The organism is Chryseobacterium sp. MA9 (genome assembly GCF_024399315.1).
In the GTDB taxonomy this organism is placed as follows: Bacteria; Bacteroidota; Bacteroidia; order Flavobacteriales; family Weeksellaceae; genus Chryseobacterium.
On the sequence record NZ_CP075170.1, the window covers coordinates 54,347 to 77,085 of the forward strand.

At 35.8% G+C, this 22,739-nt stretch carries 19 protein-coding genes and 1 pseudogene; 8 read left to right on the plus strand and 12 right to left on the minus strand.

Features of this window, described 5'->3' with window-relative positions; all coding sequences use genetic code 11:
- Positions 1-71 precede the first annotated feature (71 nt).
- Genes KIK00_RS00225 through KIK00_RS00245 form a run of 5 tightly spaced genes read right to left on the minus strand, consistent with a single transcriptional unit; the run spans position 72 to position 3,069 of the window.
- Positions 72-677, minus strand: coding sequence for a hypothetical protein (locus KIK00_RS00225; protein WP_255814573.1), 606 nt, complete (start codon positions 675-677; stop codon positions 72-74).
- 34 nt (positions 678-711) lie between these two features.
- Positions 712-1,116, minus strand: a complete 405-nt coding sequence (locus tag KIK00_RS00230; protein WP_255814574.1) for a hypothetical protein — start codon at positions 1,114-1,116, stop codon at positions 712-714.
- Between the two features lie 38 nt (positions 1,117-1,154).
- Positions 1,155-1,829, minus strand: a complete 675-nt coding sequence (locus KIK00_RS00235) for a hypothetical protein (RefSeq protein ID WP_255814575.1) — start codon at positions 1,827-1,829, stop codon at positions 1,155-1,157.
- A gap of 35 nt (positions 1,830-1,864) precedes the next feature.
- Positions 1,865-2,446: a peptide deformylase gene (gene def / locus KIK00_RS00240; RefSeq protein WP_255814576.1), complete on the minus strand. Its 582-nt coding sequence runs from the start codon at positions 2,444-2,446 to the stop codon at positions 1,865-1,867.
- A gap of 56 nt (positions 2,447-2,502) precedes the next feature.
- A complete protein-coding gene (locus KIK00_RS00245; RefSeq protein ID WP_255814577.1) occupies positions 2,503-3,069 on the minus strand; it encodes a Crp/Fnr family transcriptional regulator in 567 nt (188 codons plus the stop codon).
- 170 nt (positions 3,070-3,239) lie between these two features.
- Here KIK00_RS00245 and KIK00_RS00250 point away from each other — a divergent pair, with 170 nt between their 5' ends.
- Complete coding sequence (locus tag KIK00_RS00250; RefSeq protein ID WP_255814578.1) at positions 3,240-5,774, plus strand: phosphoenolpyruvate carboxylase; 2,535 nt, start codon at positions 3,240-3,242, stop codon at positions 5,772-5,774.
- Between the two features lie 201 nt (positions 5,775-5,975).
- On the opposite strand, the gene KIK00_RS00255 is transcribed toward KIK00_RS00250, so the two are convergent.
- Positions 5,976-7,577, minus strand: coding sequence for a S8 family peptidase (locus KIK00_RS00255; protein ID WP_255814579.1), 1,602 nt, complete (start codon positions 7,575-7,577; stop codon positions 5,976-5,978).
- An 88-nt stretch (positions 7,578-7,665) separates the two neighbouring features.
- On the opposite strand from KIK00_RS00255, the gene KIK00_RS00260 reads away from it, so the two are divergent.
- The 4 genes from KIK00_RS00260 to KIK00_RS00275 all read left to right on the plus strand — a co-directional run bounded on the left by KIK00_RS00260 (position 7,666) and on the right by KIK00_RS00275 (position 10,840).
- Positions 7,666-8,790 carry a DegT/DnrJ/EryC1/StrS aminotransferase family protein gene (locus KIK00_RS00260; protein WP_255814580.1) on the plus strand — a complete coding sequence of 375 codons (1,125 nt, stop codon included), beginning with the start codon at positions 7,666-7,668 and terminating at the stop codon, positions 8,788-8,790.
- A gap of 3 nt (positions 8,791-8,793) precedes the next feature.
- Positions 8,794-9,204, plus strand: coding sequence for a hypothetical protein (locus tag KIK00_RS00265; RefSeq protein ID WP_255814581.1), 411 nt, complete (start codon positions 8,794-8,796; stop codon positions 9,202-9,204).
- A gap of 8 nt (positions 9,205-9,212) precedes the next feature.
- Positions 9,213-10,235 carry a UDP-glucose 4-epimerase GalE gene (galE, locus tag KIK00_RS00270; protein WP_255814582.1) on the plus strand — a complete coding sequence of 341 codons (1,023 nt, stop codon included), beginning with the start codon at positions 9,213-9,215 and terminating at the stop codon, positions 10,233-10,235.
- A 152-nt stretch (positions 10,236-10,387) separates the two neighbouring features.
- On the plus strand, positions 10,388-10,840 hold the full coding sequence (locus KIK00_RS00275; protein ID WP_255814583.1) for an adenylyltransferase/cytidyltransferase family protein: 453 nt from the start codon (positions 10,388-10,390) through the stop codon (positions 10,838-10,840).
- Between the two features lie 46 nt (positions 10,841-10,886).
- Here the strand turns inward: KIK00_RS00275 and KIK00_RS00280 are convergent, their stop codons facing one another.
- The 5 genes from KIK00_RS00280 to pnuC all read right to left on the minus strand — a co-directional run bounded on the left by KIK00_RS00280 (position 10,887) and on the right by pnuC (position 16,903).
- On the minus strand, positions 10,887-13,496 hold the full coding sequence (locus KIK00_RS00280; protein ID WP_255814584.1) for a TonB-dependent receptor domain-containing protein: 2,610 nt from the start codon (positions 13,494-13,496) through the stop codon (positions 10,887-10,889).
- A gap of 133 nt (positions 13,497-13,629) precedes the next feature.
- Positions 13,630-14,655, minus strand: coding sequence for an endolytic transglycosylase MltG (mltG, locus tag KIK00_RS00285; RefSeq protein ID WP_255814585.1), 1,026 nt, complete (start codon positions 14,653-14,655; stop codon positions 13,630-13,632).
- A 31-nt stretch (positions 14,656-14,686) separates the two neighbouring features.
- The gene (gene dapF, locus KIK00_RS00290) at positions 14,687-15,454 is read right to left on the minus strand and encodes a diaminopimelate epimerase (protein ID WP_255814586.1); all 768 of its coding nucleotides are present in this window, start codon (positions 15,452-15,454) and stop codon (positions 14,687-14,689) included.
- 89 nt (positions 15,455-15,543) lie between these two features.
- Complete coding sequence (locus KIK00_RS00295) at positions 15,544-16,227, minus strand: hypothetical protein (RefSeq protein WP_255814587.1); 684 nt, start codon at positions 16,225-16,227, stop codon at positions 15,544-15,546.
- A gap of 4 nt (positions 16,228-16,231) precedes the next feature.
- The gene (gene pnuC, locus KIK00_RS00300; protein ID WP_255814588.1) at positions 16,232-16,903 is read right to left on the minus strand and encodes a nicotinamide riboside transporter PnuC; all 672 of its coding nucleotides are present in this window, start codon (positions 16,901-16,903) and stop codon (positions 16,232-16,234) included.
- 165 nt (positions 16,904-17,068) lie between these two features.
- Here pnuC and KIK00_RS00305 point away from each other — a divergent pair, with 165 nt between their 5' ends.
- The 3 genes and pseudogenes from KIK00_RS00305 to hemN all read left to right on the plus strand — a co-directional run bounded on the left by KIK00_RS00305 (position 17,069) and on the right by hemN (position 21,182).
- Entirely contained in the window at positions 17,069-18,586 is a 1,518-nt protein-coding gene (locus KIK00_RS00305) for an amino acid permease (protein ID WP_255814589.1), read from the plus strand.
- Between the two features lie 45 nt (positions 18,587-18,631).
- Entirely contained in the window at positions 18,632-19,645 is a 1,014-nt protein-coding gene (locus tag KIK00_RS00310) for a glycosyl hydrolase (protein ID WP_255814590.1), read from the plus strand.
- A 177-nt stretch (positions 19,646-19,822) separates the two neighbouring features.
- Positions 19,823-21,182, plus strand: a pseudogene (hemN, locus tag KIK00_RS00315) (oxygen-independent coproporphyrinogen III oxidase).
- 125 nt (positions 21,183-21,307) lie between these two features.
- On the opposite strand, the gene KIK00_RS00320 reads toward hemN, so the two are convergent.
- A complete protein-coding gene (locus KIK00_RS00320) occupies positions 21,308-22,672 on the minus strand; it encodes a sorbosone dehydrogenase family protein (RefSeq protein ID WP_255814591.1) in 1,365 nt (454 codons plus the stop codon).
- Positions 22,673-22,739 lie beyond the last annotated feature (67 nt).

A 22,739-nucleotide genomic window follows, 5' to 3' on the forward strand; every position in this document is an offset into this window, starting at 1 on the left:
CACAGGTAAAATCCTCGTGTCTTAAAACAGGATATATGTAAATTTATTTGCGCCTTTGCGTTTTCAAAAAATTATAAAGAAGTGCAGTTTTCATCCTTGGCATACACTCCATTGTTTTTTGCCTCCAACCTTCCGGTTTTTCTATTGATTTTAACAAAAAAAGACTCTTTCACAGCCGGACAACCCTTAGACTGCATAAGGTACATGGAAATATGACGGTCCTCGATTTTATAGGCTCCGGTATAGCGGTTGCTGGTATCTACCGAATAACCATAGGTTTTTGCCAGCAAAATAGCTTCCGGAAGATTGTCTACTGTTCCGATAAAATCTCTTAACTGCTGTTCATTGGAAAAATAAACAGATCTTTCATTTTTGCATGCAAGAATGTATGAAAAACAGTTGTTGCCAATACACTTCTGGAAAAATCCCCTTTCCGGAAATGGTTCATTGATGGTCATAAAATCGGGAGCCTGGCTTTCATAGATCACTGCTTTTTCATAATCAGTATCATTGCTGAGTACCCGCCAGTAGGCATAATCTTTATCAGGAACAATGAAAGGGTAGAGATAATCTACCGTATCAAGGATATCAGGGATTTTTTTATAATCATCAGGAACCTTGATCTGGCCAAAAAGCAGATTGGAAAGGATCAGGGAAAAAGCGATGATGATTTTCATAGAGAAAGTGTTTTCAGTGCAAATTTAAAGAGAATTATTCCAATACAATTTTATAATATCCTTTTTCATCCGTTACTTCAATATCTATCCCTGTAAAAGTCAGTTTATTGATTTGATACCCATCACAAGCACCTTTAAATTCTGATGACTGTATTGAAAGATCAAGGTTTTTAATATTAGAATAGAATTTATAATTTTTTGTTCCGTTATAGGCGCCTACATTTTCTACAATAACCTTGTTGTCGGATGTTTTGGTTAATTGTACATTAACATTGTTTTCATCCAGAATTGAATAGGTAGTCAATGCCCCGTTGGCAATAAGATTTTCATTGTTGGAATTTACGAACTCAAAAATGATGGGTAACGGTGCGTTGTAACAGTCTTTTTCACAAGAGATGAACAGAAGTGCTATGAGTAAAAAAGTAAATATTTTTTTCATGGATTATGGATGTTGGTGAATAGTAAAATTAACCAAAATTATATTAACCCTGAATTATTAAAACGGGCTCTGAATATTTTCAAGACCTGTGCAAGCTGATCATCTGTGATATCAAAATCATCGATGTTGATTTCTATTTTTTCATTATGGTGAAAAAAGTATAAATAATTTACTTCAGGCTTGTAATCATGTTTGGATTCACGGCTTACTAAACGTTTTACAATAATCTTTTCAAGCTGAATTTCACTCCACAAATACCTCGAATTATTTTTTACCTGAATTCCTTTTCCATTGATGGAAATAATAATTTGTGATATTTTTTTGATCTCTGAAACTATTTTAAAAACAAAATAGCCGGTAAATCCAAGAAGTATAAATAATACAAATATTGCTGTTCCATTGAATTTAAACTTAAGACTTAAAAGAAAAAATAATCCTAGAATTATAAACATACTGTAGGTAGCAATAGCAATAATTCTACCCGAACGTGAATATTTGACTATAATTTCATCCGGAATTGAATTTTCATCATATTGAATTTTATCATTTTTTTGAAGAGAATATTCTTTATAAATGAAAACTGCATTGATGAAGGAACCAATGAAAAAAATAAGTGAAAGAGGAATGAAATATTGTAATAGATAAATACCTGCGAATAGGGCTAACGTGCCTAAAATGATGTAAAAAATAATTCCAAAATTTAGCTTTATCATTGAAAAGAATTTGACATATATGGTTGGTGTCAAATTTATAAAAACTTCATCGGATATCCTACCATAACATTTCCATTAGTGATCTTCTTAAGCTTAGATTCCATCATTTTTTTGGTCAGAGGTTTCAGATGATCGGTATATAAGATTCCCAAAGTATGATCATATTCATGCTGGATAATTCTGGCGGTTAATCCTGTGAAGGTTTTCGTATGCTTTGTAAAGTTCTGATCCTGATATTCAATCGTAATCCCCCAGGGTCTTTTTACTTTTTGAGAAAGTCCGGGAATACTCAGACACCCTTCATAATCTTCCCAGGTTTCTTTTGAACTGTGGGTGATTTTTGCATTGATGAAGGTTTCTTTAATACCTTTATCATCTTTCCCGAAATATAAGATCTGGTCTTCTGTATCCAGGTTTTTATACGTAATCTGACTGTCAACAACGAAAAGCTGTAATGTTTTTCCAATTTGGGGAGAGGCAAGGCCGCAGCCATTGGCATTTTCCATCGTATCCCACATATCAGTTACCAGTTTCTGTATCTCCGGAGCGTTTTCCTTGATCTGTAAGCATTTTTGTTTTAAAATAGGATTGCCATAAGCCAGAATAGATAAATTCATTGTTGTATTTTCCTGCAAAGTTCAGCAGAAGAGAAAAGATATACAATGAACCTATGTTAATTAATCTGTCTGCGGATTCTGCTTAGAGCCTGTGGTGTAATTCCGATATATGAAGCGATATATTTTAAGGGAACACGTTTCAGTATTTCCGGTTGTTCAGTAAATAATTTCAGATAGCGTTCTTTTGCCGTAAGCTTTAGTAGAGAAAGTTCTCTCTTGCTTTTGTTGAGGAATAATTTTTCAGAAGCAAAACGGCCCAAATGATTTCCTACATTGGTCTGGCTGTAAATTTTCTGAAGATCATCATAAGAAATCTGCCATGCTACAGTTTCCGTTAAAGCCTGCATCTCATATTCAGAAGGAGTTCGGGTAAGAAAAGAGTCATAAGCACAACTGAATTCTTTTTCAAAACTGAAGCTGAAAGTATAACCATATTCATCATCAGGAATATAAAACCTTACCAATCCCGATTCAATAAAAGATAAGTAATTTTCTGTATGGCCCTGCTGGGTGATGATCTCATTTTTAGTAAAAACCTTTCTGTGAAAATGTCCTGCTATAAATGCCCATTCTGATTCCTGCAGTTTGACGATTTGTTCGTAATATTCTCTGATATAGCCCATTGGGTTGAATTATCCTGCAAAGGTAGGGAAATCCGACCAAACCTTTTTGAAACTCATTTAGAGAGATCACTAACACTCTGAACAAAAATTAATATAAATTTCATTTTTATAACCTTAATTTTTGTCATTTGTCAATCCAACTAATTTCAAAATCGCTTACATTTGTTAGTATGATACACGACCAACGCGCAGAAAAATTCAGGCAGATCGTGGAAAATAAGTTCCAGATCTACAATTCATTATTTATGAGCCTGCCTTATGATAAAATGACGAATATCGGAATGCTGCTTCCGTTTCTTTATGAGGAAAGCAGAACCGGCTATGAAGCAGGAAAAACTCCCGAAAATATCGTCGAAGAATTTTTTAAAAACCATACCGATCTTCAGACCGAGGAACAGAAACTCGAACTGCTTTTCAAGATTATTCAGTACATAGAAAGACAGGTAGTTTTGTTTGATAGCATTGAAGATGCTGCTTTTCCCAATCTCCACTCTGAAAGTGACAGTGGTACTGTAACCAATCTTTTTGAACGCTCTTTTCAGGATCATAAAATTGAAAAAGTACGCGAAAAATTAAAAGATTTTAGTGTAAAGGTTGTATTTACGGCACATCCCACTCAGTTTTATCCAAGTTCGGTACAAAGGATTATTCAAGACTTAAGAGGAGCGATTACCAGCGACTCCGTTACTCAGATCGATATGCTTCTGCAGCAGTTGGGAAAAACCCCTTTTGTCAACAAAGAAAAACCGACCCCTATAGATGAAGCTTTGAGTATCATTTCATACCTGAGATATGTGTATTACGATACCATTGGCGAATTGTTTACGAAGATTAAAAAGACTTTCGGAAACGGGCATTTTCATCTTCATGAAGATATTATCCAGCTTGGATTCTGGCCTGGAGGAGACAGGGATGGAAATCCATTTGTAACAGCAGATGTAACGAAAAGGGTAGCAGAAGAACTTCGTTCCGCAATTCTGAAGTCCTATTATAGCCATTTGAAATTCATCAGAAGAAGATTGAGTTTCAGAGGGGTTTCTGAAGTTTTAACCCAATTAAGTGAAGAGCTCTACGCTGCCATTTTTGATGGAAAAAATATTACAGCTGAAGATATTTTAAAGAAAGCTGCAGAAGCAGAAAAAATATTAGTCAATGAGCATAATTCTTTGTTTTTAGATCTTCTGGCTAATTTCAGAGATCGTGTAATGATCTTCGGAACTCACTTTGCGACGTTGGATATCCGCCAGGACAGCAGGATTCATCAGAAAGTGATTGATGAGGTTTATGCAAAAATCTATACCAATGAAGATGCTGATTACGAACAGAAATTCAATCAACTTATTCAGATTTCGGAAACGGTAAATGCTGAAGATTTTGAAGATATTGTGAAAGATACCTTATTAACAGTTTTACAGGTTACAGACATTCAGAATCTAAATGGATTAAGAGGAATGAACCGTTATATTATTTCCAATTCTGATGCGGTAAAAGATGTGATGAATGTTTATGCATTCTTTAAGATTTGTGGTTATAAAGATGAAGATATTAATATGGATATCGTTCCGCTTTTTGAAACGATGGAAGGTCTTGCCAATGCTGAGAATGTGATGAATGAACTCTATCACAATCCTGTCTATAAAAAGCACCTGGAAAAAAGAGGAAACCAACAGACCATTATGCTTGGATTTTCCGATGGGACCAAAGATGGTGGATACTTAAAAGCCAACTGGGAAATTTATAAAGCAAAAGAAGTATTGACCAAGCTTTCCGAGCTAAATAACATCAAAGTCGTTTTCTTTGATGGCAGAGGAGGACCGCCAGCCAGAGGAGGAGGAAAAACCCACGATTTCTATGCTTCTCAGGGAAAAACTATTGCCAATAATAAGATTGAACTTACGATCCAAGGTCAGACCATTACCAGTATTTTTGGAAATAAAGAGCAGGCAAAATACAACTTTGAACAGCTTCTGACAGCTGGTGTGGAAAATGATGTATTTAAAAATGCAAAAAAAGAGCTTACGGAAAAGGAAAGAGCGTTAATCATCGAATTGGCGGATATCAGCTATGGAAAATATTCAGATTTAAAAGCCCATCCTATGTTTGTTCCATATCTTCAGGAAATGAGTACCCTTGAATATTACGGGAAAACAAATATCGGAAGCCGCCCTTCAAAAAGAGGAAACGGAAGTGAACTGAAGTTTGAAGATCTGAGGGCTATTCCGTTTGTGGGCTCATGGTCACAGTTGAAACAGAACGTTCCTGGGTTCTTTGGCTTTGGATATGCAATGCAAAAGATGAAAGAGCAGGGAAGGTTTGAAGAAGTAAGAGAACTGTATAAAGGTTCTGATTTCTTTAAAACTCTAGTATTGAACTCCATGATGAGCATGAACAAATCTTATTTCCCTTTGACTTATTATATTAAAAGCAACCCGAAATTTGGTGCATTCTGGAATATTCTTTTTGATGAATATGAGCTTTCAAGAGAAATTATGCTGGAACTGACTGGCTTCAAAATGCTTCAGGAAGAAGATCCTTTGTCAAGAAAATCAGTGAAGATCCGTGAAAAGATTGTACTTCCGTTATTGAGCATTCAACAATATGCCTTGATGAAAATACAGAAAGGAGAAGGAAATAAAGAAGCTTATGAAAAGCTGGTAACACGTTCTTTATTCGGGAATATTAATGCAAGCAGAAACTCTGCTTAAGTTATTTTATATCAATTTTTTGTACTTAACGTACAGTAATATATTAATAGGAATGGGCTTTTAGCCCATTCTTTTTTTATTAACCTATCCATCGGCTTTAGCTAAAATAGATTGTACACAGTTTCAGAAGAAAATCCCTCGCACATTCAACACATTCAATACTACATCAAAAATCAGTTCAATCTGCGAGAGACAAAAAAATTATTCCTTTAAGAATTTCTCATAGTAAACTTTATCCTTCATCTGAATTTTCAGGTAATAAGTCCCTTTTGCAAAATCATCCACTTTTATAGATTTCTGATGGTTGCTTTTTCTGATTAGCCTTCCAAGGTTATCATAAATTTCCAAAGACAGAACCTCCTGCTCTGATGCTATATTCAGGATGTTTTTAACAGGATTCGGGAATATAGAAAAGTTTTCCTTTTTTACGATTTCAGAAGTATTCAGAACGAGATTATACAAACTTCCGAAATTAAGAATACCATATCCTGTCTGATCTGAATGGGCAGGATAAAGTGAAGCAGTTTGCCTTAGCTTTGTTCTCATCTGCTCCCTGTTCATCGTTGGAAATGCCTGGATAAGGCATGCCACACCTCCGGCAGCAATAGGAGTAGAAATGGATGTTCCGTTCACAATTGTAGTAGCATTATCATACACTGTAGTTGTAGCGGTTCCTTGAGTGCTTCCGTCAGGTTTTACCACTCCAAGAGAGTTAGGCCCGAAAGAAGAAAATCCGGATGCATTTCCGGCTGAATCTACAGACCCGATAGAAAATACTTTAGCATTGTCAGACGGTGTCATCAGATAATGCCATGGCTGCAGCCCGGAATTTCCGGCAGCAGCAAGAACAAAAATTCCTTTTTCAGCAGCAATACCTGCTCCCCGCGCAATGAAAGAAGTACTTCCGTTCATATTTGCATACGTATAATTGTAACGGCTCTCATCAAAAATATTGTATCCCAGTGATGAGGTGATGATTTCTACCCCTTTTCTGTCTGCTTCCTCAGCAGCTTCAATCCAGTATAGTTCTTCTTCAGGAACCTCTACATTGGCATTTTCACTTCGGTAGAGATAGAAATCAGCATCAGGAGCAGCGCCAACAAATATATTTTCCAGATACCCGCCAATAGCTCCTAAAACAACAGAACCATGGGGACTGAGTGCTGTATTGTAAATATTTCCGGTTTTGGTAACAAAATCATAGGCCGCTTTTATATGATTACCATTCCATAATCTTGAAAAAGCTGTTCCTGTATTTACTGTTGGAAATCCGGCATCAATGACTGCTATAGAAATCCCTGTTCCGGTATAACCTGCCAGGTGAAGTGGCCGGATATTGACCTGGTCGATTTGGCCGGCACCTGAACCATAATTAAAGTTGGTGAGTATTTTATTGACACTTGCATCGTCTTTCCATTTTACGGGTAATGTTTTTACGGTAGTAGAACTGTTTCTTGCAAAACTTTCAACAGATAAAACAAAAGATTGAGCCTGCAGCAGTGTTTTTTGGGCAGGAGTAGCATTGACTGCCGCTCCGTTAAGCCATTTTGAATAATCTGTAACGGTAAATCCTAAATTTTGAAGATTCTGAAGATAAGACTGTTCAATAGGGGCATCCTGATCGTTGAGAGGAATTCCCAGCGTTGTACGTCTGTTGAGTGATTTCTGGCTGAGTTCAGAAAGCGGATTGGCATAAAACGCAGCTTTGTTGGGCTTATCCGTAAAGAAAACAAACACAAGTTCTGTTTGGGCAGATACATGAAGATAACCCGTTAGGAAACAAAAGAGTAAAAGTTTTTTCATAAGATTATTTTGTATAAAGATAAAAACAAAATCAATAAAATTTTTGATAGGATATTAAATTCCTTATTTTTACAGAAATATTTATTATATGAAAAAAATTCAGATGGTTGACTTGCAAAGTCAGTATTACAAAATAAAGAATGATGTAGACAATGCCGTTTTGAATGTAATGGACTCTGCAGCGTTTATTAACGGACCTGAAGTAAAGTCTTTCCAGAATGAATTGGAGTCTTATTTAGAAGTAAAACATGTGATTCCATGTGCCAATGGTACAGACGCATTACAAATTGCCTTAATGGCCCTGGATCTGAAAGAAGGAGATGAGATCATCACAGCTGATTTTACTTTTGCTGCAACAGTAGAAGTAATTCACCTGCTTAAGTTAAAATCTGTATTGGTAGATGTAGATTATGATACATTCACCATTTCTACAGAACAGATTAAAAAAGCTATTACGCCAAGAACAAAAGCGATTATTCCTGTGCACATTTTCGGACAGTGCGCCAATATGGAAGAAATTTTGAAAATTGCTGAAGAGCACAATCTATATGTTATTGAAGACAACGCTCAGGCAATCGGTTCAGAATATACATTCTCCGACGGAAGTGTAAAACAGGCAGGAACAATGTCTACAGTTGGAACAACTTCTTTCTTCCCTTCAAAAAATCTTGGATGCTACGGAGATGGAGGAGCTATTTTCACTAATAATGATGAGTTAGCACACCGTTTGAGAGGGATTGTAAACCATGGAATGTACGAAAGGTACTACCATGATGAGGTAGGAGTAAACTCCCGTCTGGACAGCATTCAGGCTGCGGTTTTAAGAAAAAAACTTCCTCACCTTGATTCTTACAACGAAGCAAGAAAAAGAGCCGCAGATTTTTATGATGAAGCATTTGAAGGAAACCCCAATATCCTGACTCCAAAAAGAGCTGAGAATTCTACTCACGTATTCCACCAGTATACTTTAAGAATTCTGAACGGAAAACGTAATGAGCTTCAGAAGTTTTTAACAGAAAAAGAAATCCCTGCAATGATCTATTATCCGGTAGCATTAAGAAAGCAAAAAGCTTATTTCCAGGAAAGTAATGATGCAGACTTTGTGAATACAGACAAGCTGTTGGATCAGGTAATTTCTTTACCAATGCATACAGAATTAGACGAAGAACAACTGAAGTATATTACGGATGCTGTTCTTGAGTTTATGAAATAATTAATGAAAAAAAAGATATTTAAGTACAAGTTGGTATACTATTTAGCGATAATCACCAGCTTGTTACTTTTTATAATATCAGCATTTTTGGTTCTTGATATATTTAATGATTTTAGTCTATTTAAAACATTAATTATTGGTATTTCGTTAGTTATTAATTCATTTGCATTTGTCAATTTAGTTGAAAAATATGATAAAGCTATTTTGTTCCTGAATCTTAGTTTATTTTTATCCATAGTTATTTTGGGTTATCCTTTATTACTTGGATTTTTAAATGGATATTATGTTACAGGACATTTTACTTTTAAATTTTTAATTGCATTGATATTGAGTTTACTGATTGTAAATATGTTTAAGGTGAAAAGATATAAGGGAGTTAACGAAATAGAAAATATAGGAAAACGCGAAGATTAAAAAATAAAATGGCAATACTTGTTACGGGAGGACTTGGTTATATTGGTTCTCATACGGTGGTAGAACTTATCAATAGCGGCTTTGAAGTAGTTATTGTAGATGATTTATCCAATACGGAAAGATTTATTTTAAAAAATATAGAAGAAATTACAGGTAAAAAGCCGGCTTTTTATCCTTTTGATCTAAGAAGGAAAGAACTTCTTACTCAGGTTTTTGATGCCCATCAGATTGATGGCTGTATCAATTTTGCGGCTTCTAAAGCGGTAGGAGAGAGCCAGATAAAACCTGTGGATTATTATGAGAATAATTTGTTCTCATTAATCAATATTCTTCAGGAATTTAAGGTAAGAGAAATCTCTAACTTTATTTTCAGTTCATCCTGCACCGTATACGGACAGGCTGATGTAATGCCGATTGATGAAAATACTCCTTTAAAAGTACCTGAAAGTGTGTATGGGAAAACAAAACAAATGGGAGAGCAGATCCTGATTGATTTTGCAAATGCCTATCACCGTAAAGTTTCGTTATTAAGATATTTTAACCCGATTGGAGCCCATCCTTCTGCAAAACTTGGAGAGCTGCCAATAGGTGTTCCTAATAACCTGGTACCTTATGTGATGCAGACGGCTTCAGGAGTACGTGAGAAACTGAATGTCTGGGGAGATGATTATGCTACAGAGGATGGAACAGCCGTTCGTGATTATATTTATGTTGTTGATCTGGCGAAAGCACATGTTGCAGCATTAAAGAAACTGATAGAAGACTCTTCATCTGAAGCTGTGATTGATACCTATAACCTGGGAACAGGAAAAGGATCATCTGTGCTGGAAGTAGTGAAAGCATTTGAAAAGGCTAATAATGTAGAGGTGCCCTATCAGATCTGCGCCAGAAGAGAAGGAGATATCACTGTTGCGTATGCCAACGCTGAAAAGGCCGAGAAAGAACTCAACTGGAAGTCTGAAACGTCTCTGGAAGAATCTTTAAGAACGGTTTGGGAATGGCAGAAGTATTTGAATACAAGGAATGCATAATTTCAATGGTCATGAAATTTTCCTGACCATATGAAAGAACAATTTAAAAACGAATTATATAAACAAATTACAAAACGTCTTCCTGAATCTTCTGTCTTTTATCCTTATTTAAAAGAACATTTATTTCAGTGAAGTTTTAATTCAAAATTAATATGAAGACACAGAGAATAGGGATTACATTTTCCTCATTTGACTTATTACATGCAGGGCACATCAAAATGCTTGAAGAAGCTAAAACTGTATGTGACTATTTAATCGTTGGGCTTCAGATCGACCCTTCCCATGATCGTCCCAACAAAAATAAGCCAAGCCAGACTATCGTTGAAAGGTATATTCAGCTGAAAGCAGTAAATGCTGTGGATGAGATCATTCCTTATTATACGGAAGAAGATCTTCTGGATATTTTAAAATCATTTGTGATTGATGTAAGAATCATTGGGGATGATTATATGGACAAAGACTTTACAGGTAAGAAATACTGTGAAGAAAAAGGAATTGAGATCTTTTATAACAAAAGAGACCATAGGTTTTCCACCAGTGATCTGAGAAGAAGAATCTATGAAGCTGAAAAAGAAAAAGACTCCAGAGCTGAACCTGTAAAATAACAGTAATAAAAAATCCCGAAAATTATTTTTCGGGATTTTTGTTGTATTACATCGGACCACCTTGTTGGTCGTCTCCGGCTGCATTGGAATTGATATCCTTTTTCTTTTTAGGCTGATCTACTTTTTCACCCTGCTTAAATCTATAGGTTAAAGAAATAGAAAACTGTCTTGGCTGCCACTGCATATAGTTTCTTCGTGTATAATCCTCATTGAAACTGAATACTTCTCTGCTTCTCGTATTGAAGATATCCTGAATATTGAAGGAAATTGTTCCGTCTCCTTTCCAGATCGTTTTGGAAGCACCAAGGTTCAGGGCATACATGTCCTGAGTGTTTTGGTTGGCAGATTTCTGAGCTCCTCTATAGAATCCCTGCAACTGTACACTTAACGTTTTATCAAGTTTGAATGTCGTATTAAGACGTGCTCTGGTAGAGAAACCATCTCCGGTAAAGTCCATATTTCGGGTTTGCTTCTGCTTATTCTTATCGAAAGCATCATAATAAGCAATTCCGGTAGTTTTATATCCGAACATGTCTAAGCTACCCATTATTTTTAACCACGCAAAAGGGTCATAGGTAAAGTTCAGATCCAAACCATAACGGTCGTCACTTCCAAGGTTGATAGGTTTTGTATAGAATACTCCCAGATTTTCATCAGGTCTGTAGACTAGCATTTTAGTGTCATCAGTGGCATGTCTGTAGTATAGGGTAGGATTAATAGTAAACTTCTTTCTTGTAATATTATACCCTACTTCAAATGAATCTACATAAGATGGGTTAAGATCTATGTTTCCTTCAAAAATATTCTGGCTGTTGCTGTAATTCGGGAAGGGAACCATAAAGAAAGATCTTGGTCTGTCTATCCTACGGGAATAATTAACTAAAATCTGATTGTTTTTAGATATATCATAGCTTAAGAATACACTCGGAAATAAATTGTTGTAGTTCTTTGTTTTATTTATTTGTGGATCATTAGGATTTTGATTGATGTAATTGATCTTTACATTGGAAAGTTCATCCCTTAAACCAAGCTGATAAGCAAATTTTTCTCCGATTTTACTCTTAAACTGTAAATAGAAAGCATTGAAGATCTCCCTGTAATCCGTATTGTTATTATAGTTCGGGATATAAGGATTACTGGAAGTGCTGCTTACGAAGTTATCATAAGTATTATCATTCACATCCAATCTGTATCCTGCTTCAATCTTAGACTTTTCTCCTATTGGCAATTCGTAGTCTGCTTTCCCGATAACCGTTTTACTTACAGAATGTCTTCTGGTAATATCCTGTATATCCGGAAGCAGGTCATTGGTTTCAAGAATATCAGCATTATTATTACTTCTGTTTCTTTGTAAACTTAATGATACTGATAAATTTTGACCATTATCATCAAATTTGTGATCTACACCTACATCTCCCTGGAATGCAAGGTTATTAAATATAGTTTTAGATTCTCTTTGTCCGTAAGGGTTTAATAATTGCCATGTTCCCGCAGTTCCATTAGGATCTGAAGGATCTTTGAAAAATCTGTGGAAACTGTCATAAGTCTGCAGAAGCTCATTTCCGTCTCCTTCAAAAGTTCTTACCAATCCTGTTACGTTGATGGATGTTTTGTCAGACAGATCATATACAAAACCAGCACTTACATTATAATTTTTGTTATACGTTTTACTGGTGGAGTTTTGCAGCTGATGCTCAAGAACATCATTTGGCTGCGTATTAGGAAGTATCTTAGGAAAAGTAATATTGTGGTAAGTCGTTTCCGAGTTATTTTTAGTTTTGTTTTCCGTGTAGCCGCCACCTCCGTTCACAAACCAGGTCCAGTTATTTTTTCTCCAGCTCAGATTGGTATTAAGCGAGGTTCTTGGGAAATATCCTAATGACCCTACAACGCTACCGTTAAATCCAATTTTTTTGTTCTTTTTAAGGATGATATTCAGAATACCGGAAGTTCCGCTTGCTTCAAATTTAGAAGAAGGGTTGGTAATTACTTCAATTCTTTCAATCTGATCAGCCGGGATACTTTGTAAGGCATTGGCACCATCATCTATTCCCAGAAGGGCAGAAGGCTTTCCGTTGATCAGAAATTTTACATTAGTACTCCCTCTCATAGAAACCGTTCCATCCGTATCTACAGAAACTGAAGGAACATTGGTCAATACATCCTGAAGACTTCCTCCTTTGCTTACGATATCCTGTGAAGGATCATATGTTTTCTTGTCAAGTTCTACTTTATAAGGTTTGGCTGCTGAAGCAGTGATCACAACACCCTGGATTTCTTTTGTTTTTCCATCAATAGTTGTAGCAGCTTCAGGCTCTAAAGATAATGCTCCGATATTACCTGCTATTGCAATATTTTTACTGATTACATTTTTTTTATAATCAATAGCTTCTACCGTAATATCATAATCTCCCGGCACAAGCTCAAGCTTATACTGCCCCTTTTCATCTGCCAGTACCGCATCACTTAATGCTTTATTTGCCTTATTGCTGAAAGTTACAGAGGCATAAGGAACCGGTTGGTTTTTTTTGTTGACAATAGTCCCCGAAACTCCAGCCTTCTCCTGTGCAAAAGCCATCGCTGCAGCTGAAAGTACTAACGTAAGTCCTAAAGTTTTTCTGGTGAAAATATTGACAATTTCTGTCTTATTCTTCATAGGTTATTTTTTTGTATAAAATCGTGAAAGGATAACCCCTAATATTTTGAATATCCATATCAATCTGATCTTCAAAATATTATGATTGTTTATTGTTTTTCTAACTGTATAAATTTTTAGGTGCTTTCTAAACTTATTTTATATTTTTTGAGTTGAGCCAGTCCTGGTAGGCCTTTGCATTCACAGCATGTTCTTCAGCACTTGCCGTAAACTTATGGTATCCCAATCTTGCCGGATCAGCACACATAAATATATAATTGTTGTTTTCAGCATTTAAAACAGCATCAACTGAATTTTTATCCACTACACAGATTGGTCCAGGAGGAATACCTGCGTTTGCATAAGTATTGTAAGGTGATGGTGTAGACAAATGCTTATATAATACCCTTTTAATAGATTCTTTAAAATTAGTCTGCTTATTGATCGCATAAATTACAGTAGGATCAGACTGAAGTTTCATCCCTTTTCTGTAACGGTTTAAATACAATCCGGCAATCGTTTTCATCTCATCTTTTTTTCCTCCGGATTCTTTATAAACAATAGAAGCGAGTGCATAAATCTGATCTCTTGTAAGGCCAGACTGCTGTTCTTTGTTTTTTCTTTCACTCGTCCAGAAATCATTATACTGATTTTCAAACTTTGCAAAAAATTCTCTCGGGCTTACGGTCCAGAAGAAATTATAAGTATCAATGAAAAAATATTTTTTTAAATCCTCAACATTTTTATAGCCTTTCTCCTGTGCCACAGCATCCAGATCATTTATAAAATGTAACGAATCAATTTCCGTTTTTTTAGTTACCTTACCAATCATCTGATACATATCCCCAAAATCCCCGATTCTGTAAGAGTTTGCTGCCTGATTACCTGCTTTGATCATATTGACAAGGTTCTTATTTCCTGTTCCGCTCTGGATGTGATAACGTCCTGCTTTAAAATTAGTTTCAAGACCTTTCTCCTTAGCCACAGCTTCAAAAGACTCTCTGTCTTTAATATAAGGAGCAATAGAGTCTAGGATCTGTTTAAAACCAGCTCTATGAGGAATCAGAACATAACCGTCTTTTTCTACGTTATTTCCTAAATATTTATTATAAAATCTCAAACCAAAAAATCCTGCGGCTACAAAAACCAGCAGAATAATAATGAGAATAGCTTTTTTCATTCTTATAAATATTGATTAAAAGTTTTTGTTTTTAAAGAAGATCTGTTTTACCTCTAAAAACTTGCTTTGCAGGACCTTCCAGCCAAATGTTCTGGAATGTATCTCCGCTTTTTTCAGCATGTACTTTAAGATTTCCGCCTAAAGTTTTAACTTTTACAGAGGTTAGATTATGTTTTTGAAGAAAAGTTAAAGCAGAAGCTGTAACTCCTGTTCCGCAACTGTAAGTTTCGTCCTCAACGCCTCGTTCATAGGTTCTTACAAAAATTTCATTATCAGAAATTTTTTCTACAAAGTTTACATTGATTCCTTTTTCTTTATATTTTTCCGAATTTCTGATCCCGTTTCCTTCACTATACACGTTGTAATCCGGAAGATTTTCTACATATTTTACATAATGTGGAGATCCTGTATTCAGAACAAAGTCATTTCCATCTTGTGAAATGGTGTCTACATTAATCATTTTCAATTTAATGATCCCGTTATGGATTTCAGCTTCATGTTCTCCGTCTGTTGCGATAAATTTGCATTTATCTTCAAAGATGTCAAGGAAAAAAGCAAAAGCTACAAGACATCTTCCTCCGTTTCCGCACATGGTACTTTCTCCTCCGTCAGAATTGTAGTACACCATTTTGAAGTCGTAGTTTGGATCGTTTTCCAGCAGAATAAGGCCGTCAGCACCTATCCCAAAACGTCTGTCACATAGTTTTTCAATAATACCTTTGTCTTTAGTAAATTGCAGATCACGGTTGTCTACCATTACAAAATCATTCCCTGTTCCCTGATATTTATAAAATTCCATATTTTTTTGTTAAATGAAGAAGCAAAATTAATATATTTAAAATGAAAAACGAACAGTGTTAACTGTTCGTTTCCTTATTTATAATCGTTTTATCTAAAGCCGCCTCCGCCGCTCTGTTGTCTGTTTGAGCTACTGCTTTGGCCGCTTGAGCTGTTTCTGAATCCACCGCTGGAAGATTCTGATCTGCCGCTGTTTTGACTGCCGCTGTTTTGGTTTCTGAATCCACTGTTGTTTTGGTTACCTTGATTATTCTGGCTACCACTGCTTTGATTTCTGAATCCGCTATTACTGTTGGAATTTCTGAATCCGCTGTTGTTTTGGTTACCTTGATTGTTCTGATAACCACTATTTTGGTTTCTGAATCCACTGTTACTATTGGAGTTTCTATTATTATTGAATCCTCCGTTATTATTGTATGAACCGTTACTATTTGTTGTACGTGTATTCTGGAATCCGTTTTGAGGTCTTGAGGAAGAAGAAGATCTTCTTTCTACATAGACTTTTCTTCTGGAGTTATTATAACTGTCATAGTAATAAGGAATTCCATTATCATAGTAGTAATTAACGTTATTTCTGTAATAATAGCCGTCATTACCATAATACCCACCGCTTCCGTAATATCCGGAAGGTGCATAGTAATACCCGTTGTTATAATAGGGATCACCATATCCATAACCACCATTATTGCTTCCGTATCCATCGGTATATGCTAAACAAGATGTTAAACTGGTAATAGCAAAAATACTGACTGCTATTTTAAATAAATTTTTCATGACTTTATTGTACTTTTTTTTCTTTAAAACTTTTTTTCCAATTAAGGTATCCTAAGATAGCCATTATAGTAAATACCAAATATTGAACCGAAGTGATTCCAAGTCCCTTAAAAATCATCATAGGGATGCAGATAATATCTCCGATAATCCAGAAAATCCAGTTCTCAATGCGCTGTTTGGCCATGAACCACATTCCTACTAAAAATATTGAAGTTGTAAAAACATCCATCCAATTTGCCCAGTCCAAATGATACAATCCTAAACTGGTTCCCTCCATAGAAAACTGATTATCAATATATGGCTTATAATAATAAATAAGAGTAACAAGTGCCAGACTCAGTATGAAAAGAATACTTGCATATATCCATTCTTTTCGGGTAGCCCATGTAACTTCTACATGAACATGATCTTCAGAATTTCTTGCCCATAGAACCCAGCCGTAAATACTCATGACAGTATAATAGACGTTAATCATACAGTCTCCTAGCAGCCCGGCATTGAAAAGAAGGTATACATAGATCAGGGTTGAAATAATGCCGGTAGGGTATACCCATATATTTTTCTTAATGGAAAAATATACGCTCAGTATTCCGAAAATAGCACCTGATGCTTCCAATGTAATTTGTAAGGAATCATAGCTTTCATAAGGCTTTACAAAAAGATCATATAAATTCATGTAATCAAAAATAAGCAAAAAAATGGACTTTTTAAAATGGATTATATAATATGTTGTTCAGGTTTTTAAGGGCTTTAATGTAAAATAAATAAGGAAATTTTAACGATTAACGTGAGAGTCTCTAAATTTTTTATATTTTCGTAAATCCTTAATAAATAAAAAAACATGTCGAAAATTTGGGTTAAAAAGCCACTAAGTGCCTATGAGGCAGATATGAAGAAAAGTGAGCTGAAGAAAGTCCTTGGAAAATGGAGTTTAACAGCAATTGGAGTGGGTGCTATCATCGGTGGTGGAATCTTTGTTCTTACCGGAACGGGAGCCTATTATCATGCAGGGCCAGCACTTGCCATTTCTTTTATCATAGCAGGTATTGCCTGCGTTTTTGCTGCATTATGCTATGCAGAATTTGCATCCATTATTCCTGTAGAAGGTTCAGCTTATGCCTATGCATATGGAACAGTAGGAGAAATTTTTGCATGGGCCATGGGGTGGTGTCTCATCCTCGAATATGCCATGGCGAGTATGGCCGTTTCCGTGAGTTGGTCCGGTTATTTTAACAAATTTTTGAAAATATTTAATATTCATTTACCGGCCTATCTTACATCAGATCCTGCCAGTTATACAGGAGATGGTTTTTCAATGAACCTGCCGGCATTTATTCTTGTTCTTTTAATTACTGCATTATTGGTAAAAGGTACTAAAGAAGCGGCAGGGGCTAATAACCTGATTGTTTTGATGAAAACTTCTGCAGTTATCTTTGTAATTATCGCAGGAGTCTATATCATTTTTTCTAATACTGATCTTTACAACGCTGTAGATGGTGTTAAAAACTGGAAACCTTTTATTCCGGATCAGGTACAGATCAAAAATTCTGAAGGAGATCTGGTTTCCGCCTATGGTATTAAAGGGATTATTTCCGGAGCAGCAGCTATTTTCTTTGCTTATATTGGTTTTGATGCTGTTTCTACACAAGCTGGAGAAGCTATTAATCCTAAAAAAGATGTTCCCTTTGCAATTATTGCATCCTTGTTGGTGTGTACAGCGCTTTACATTTGTGTATCGCTTGTATTGACAGGTATGATGCATTATACAGACTTTAATCCTGAAGGGAAATATCCTGATGCCATTAAAGCACCTGTAGCCTATGCTTTTGAAATTGCCGGAAAACACTGGGCAAGTAATATAGTAACGATTGCTGCTACTGTAGGATTAATTTCTGTAGTAATGGTAATGATGATGGGACAGTCAAGAATTTTCATCGGGATGGCAAAAGACGGGTTGATTCCTGGATTCTTCGGTCAGCTTCATCCAAAAACAAAAACACCTTACAAAGGAATTATTTTGTTAGGAATTGTAGTGGCACTGATCGCTGCATTTACTCCAATTTCAACGTTGGCAGATATGACAAGTTTCGGAACCCTGTTTGCATTTACACTGGTTTGTATTGCTGTTTGGGTGATGAGAAAAAAAGAACCTAATTTGATCAGACCTTTCAAAGTTCCGGCTTACAAAATAGTTGTAGCATTGGGAGTGTTTATCAATATTTATTTGATATTTAACTTAAGTGCCCATGCATTGGAACTTTCTGCTGTATGGTTGTTCTTAGGAGGTTTAGTCTATTTCCTTTATGGAAAATCAAATAGTAAACTTAATAATCCTGAAAAATATCAGGACGCAGAATAATAACAATATAAACCGCTTCGGCGGTTTTTTTTATCTTCCTGTAATATGAAAAAGATTTTTTCCATTTTATTTTTGTCCATTGGGCTTACAGCGTTTTCCCAGCAAGTGGAAAGCTTTGAAACCATTCTTAATGATAAAATCAGTATCAGAGCTCTTGAATTATATGACAACAAGGTCTGGTATAGCGGTACGGATTCCAAATTCGGGTTTGTAGATCTAGAAGATTATAAAAATCAGAAGCAGATAAAACTATCTGAAGATAAGCTTCAGTTCAGAACGCTGGCACAGGATAAAGTTTCTTTCTATGCTATCAATATTGAAAGCCCTGCCCGTTTTTTTAAAATAGATAAAAAAGATCTGAAATCACAGATTGTCTTTAAAGACACTGCAAAAACAGCTTTTTATGATGCTCTACATTTTGTTAATGATAAAATAGCCTATACTTTCAGCGATGCAGATAAAGATCAGATGCTGAAGCTGGCCATATACAAAGAAGATAAGTGGAGCATGTTTAAGAATAATGTAAAATTAAACGAGGGTGAGGCTGCATTTGCTGCCAGTAATACCAATATTTCATCATCTAAAAAATATCTGTGGATTGCAACCGGAGGAAAAGCTTCAAGAATTCTAAGAATGAATCTGAAAGATGAAAAGTTTGAAATCTTCAATACACCATTTGTACAGGGAGAATCTTCTCAGGGGATGTACTCTATAGATTTTTATAAAGATCAGTTTGGGGTTGCAGCAGGAGGAGATTATACAAAGCAGGATGCCAATGTCAATAATATTGCAACAACTAATGATGGCGGAGAAACCTGGAAGATTCAGGCTTCAGGACAGAATGCTGGATATACAACCTGTGTGAAAATTAAGCCCGGATCAAAAGGAAAAGAAATCATTGCAGTTGGAGACAAGCATATCAGCTATTCTTCAGATTTTGGAAAGACATGGAAAAAAATTTCTGATGAAAAAAATTTCTTCGTCTGCCAATGGATAGATGGCAATAATGTTGTTCTTGCTGGAAATAGCAGAATTGCAGTGATGAAATTAAAATTTTAAATATAAGGTATAGAATTTATCACTATTTGCCAAAAGGTTGATCATACGTATTTAGACTCATTATAAAATAGAACCTAATATAATTCATAGGTTAAAATTCATAACTAATGGTTAATTTTGTAAGATGAAATTTAATGATGTTAATTTTCATGCCCTTATAAAATTTTAATTTTCAAGATGAACTCTTTAATAGATAAGTATAATATTCCCGGACCGCGTTACACTTCTTATCCTACCGTTCCATATTGGGATGAATCAACATTTTCACAGGAGAAATGGAAAGAAACAGTAATCAGGTCTTTTCATGAGAGTAATGCAGAGGAGGGGATTTCTATTTATATCCATTTGCCTTTCTGTGAGGCTTTGTGTACATTCTGTGCATGTCATAAACGTATTACCAAACAGCACAGCGTTGAAGTGCCCTATCTGGAAAGTGTTTTGAAAGAGTGGAAACTTTATCTTGACCTGTTCACCGAAAAACCTAAACTGAAAGAATTACACTTAGGAGGCGGTACTCCTACGTTTTTCTCTCCTGAGAACTTAAAAACATTGTTGGAGGGAATTTTTTCAACAGTAGACATTGCGGAACACCCGGAATTTTCTTTTGAAGGGCATCCTAACAATACAACGAAAGAACATCTTCAGACTTTATATGACCTTGGCTTCAGAAGAGTAAGCTTTGGAGTTCAGGATTATGATCCCAAAGTTCAGAAAGCAATCAACAGAATTCAGCCCTTTGAAAACGTAAAAAATGTTACAGAATGGGCAAAGGAAATCGGGTACAGAGGAATCAGCCATGATCTTGTGTTTGGACTTCCGCATCAGAACTGGGAGGCAATGGAACACACAATCAGAAAAACAATGGAATTGAAGCCGGACAGACTTGCCTTCTACTCTTATGCACACGTTCCATGGGTGAAAGGAGTTGGGCAGAGAGGTTTTGATGAAAATGACCTTCCAAGTGGAGAAGAAAAACGCCGTTTGTATGAAGATGGTAAAAGACTGCTTCAGGATTTAGGATATATCGAGGTAGGAATGGATCATTTCTCTCTTGAGCATGATGATCTGTATCAGTCTTTGATTCATAAAAAACTTCACAGAAATTTCATGGGATATACTTCAAGCAAAACCCAACTGATGGTAGGACTTGGTATGTCTGCTATTTCAGATTCATGGTATGCTTTTGCCCAGAATGTAAAAACAGTGGAAGAATATCAGAAAATGGTTGAAGAAGGTGAAATCCCTGTCGTAAAAGGACATGTTCTGAGTGAAGAAGATCTGATTGTAAGAAGACATATTCTGAATCTGATGTGCCAGCTTGAAACAACTTTTGATATCAATAATTCTTTTCCTGAGCTTGAAAATGCCTTAGAAATGTTGAAAGAAAATGGAAAATGACGGATTGGTGGAGATTAATGGAACTGAAGTTAAAATTACAGAAGCCGGAAGAGCATTCACAAGAAATGTAGCTATGGTTTTTGACCTGAGAATGATGAGAAATAAACCTGAAACAAGGATTTTCTCCATGACAATATAAATTAAAAGCGGTTCAAATCTGAGCCGCTTTTATTTTGAATTAAAATTTTAGTTGAAATAGTAATCTATGGCCAAAATAGTTGTCATGCTGAGCAGACCAGAATTGTGCTATGTTAAAGAATAATTCTATTTGATAATCAATTTCTGAGTATATGATTTCAAATCTCCGGATTTCAGATTGATATAGTATACGCCTGCAGGTATTCCTGAAATGTTTATACTTTTGCCATGAGTGATCTGATCTGTTTCCAGCACTTTTCTTCCTTCTGTACTGATAATTTCCAGGGTTGCTTTTTTATCTGTAACGCCATCAATGAAAATTTCTTTTGAAGCAGGATTAGGATAAACTTTTACGGTTCCTAAAGTATTTTCCTGAGTTCCTAAACTTCCTGTGGATATTTTAAAGATTTTTCCACTGTTCACAGCAGCTACGTACAGCCCTTTCTGATAATCTTCGCCGAAAGTAGAAAAATTATTTCCCGAATACGGACTCGTCCATGTAATGGTATTATTGCTATCCAGAATTCCGATCTGGGTAGAACAGTAGTCTGCAAAAAAATATTTTCCCTGAAGTGACGGATATTGTGTTCCTCTGTAAACATAACCACCCGTGATGGAACATTTTCCACCTGAATGATCATATACAGCAACAGGAAACGTCATTGTAGACTGTGCAGCACATCCTGCTGTATTGTAGGCATTATTTCCTTCATAGCAGCGCCATCCATAGTTTAAGCCGGCTTGTGTTATAGGCATTTTATTGATTTCTTCTATAGCTCCCTGACCTACATCTGCAATCATCGCATTTCCTGTAGTCAGGTCAAAGGAAAATTTCCAGGCATTTCTTAGACCATACGCCCATATTTCATCAGCACCATCTATGGTTCCTGCAAAAGGATTATCCGTTGGAATATTATAGGGACCGGTAGCATCCACATCTATTCTCAGCATTTTTCCAAGCAATGAATTCTTGTTTTGGGCATTATTATTCGGATCTCCGCCACTTCCTCCGTCTCCGGTGATAATCCATAATTTTCCGTCAGGAGCAAAATGAATACTTCCTCCATTGTGATTGTCGAATGGTTTGGGAATGTTGAGCAGTATTTTTTCAGAAGCAGGATCAGCCACATTAGGATCAGTTGAGCTGACACTGTATCTTGCTACAATGATATTGCCGGCCGGGTTGTTATAATACACAAAAAAATACCCGTTGGTAGAGTATTGTGGATGAAATGCAAGTCCCAGAAGACCTCTTTCTCCGCCAAAAATAATTTTTGAACCGATATTCAGAAAATTGGTGGCATTAATTGTCCCGTTGGGTTGAATAATTTTAATAATTCCGTTCTGCTGAACAACAAAAAGCCGGCTGTCATTGGCGTTTGTAATCTCTACCGGGCTGGTAAGTCCCGTGGCAAATTCTTCCAAATTAATGCTTTGAGAATTAGCAATTAGGGAAGAAAAGATACTAATGGTAAAAAGTAGTTTTTTCATAATATTTTGATAGTTAAGGTGTTGATAAAGTGAATGAAAATTTTGTACCAATCGAATTTTGAAGACT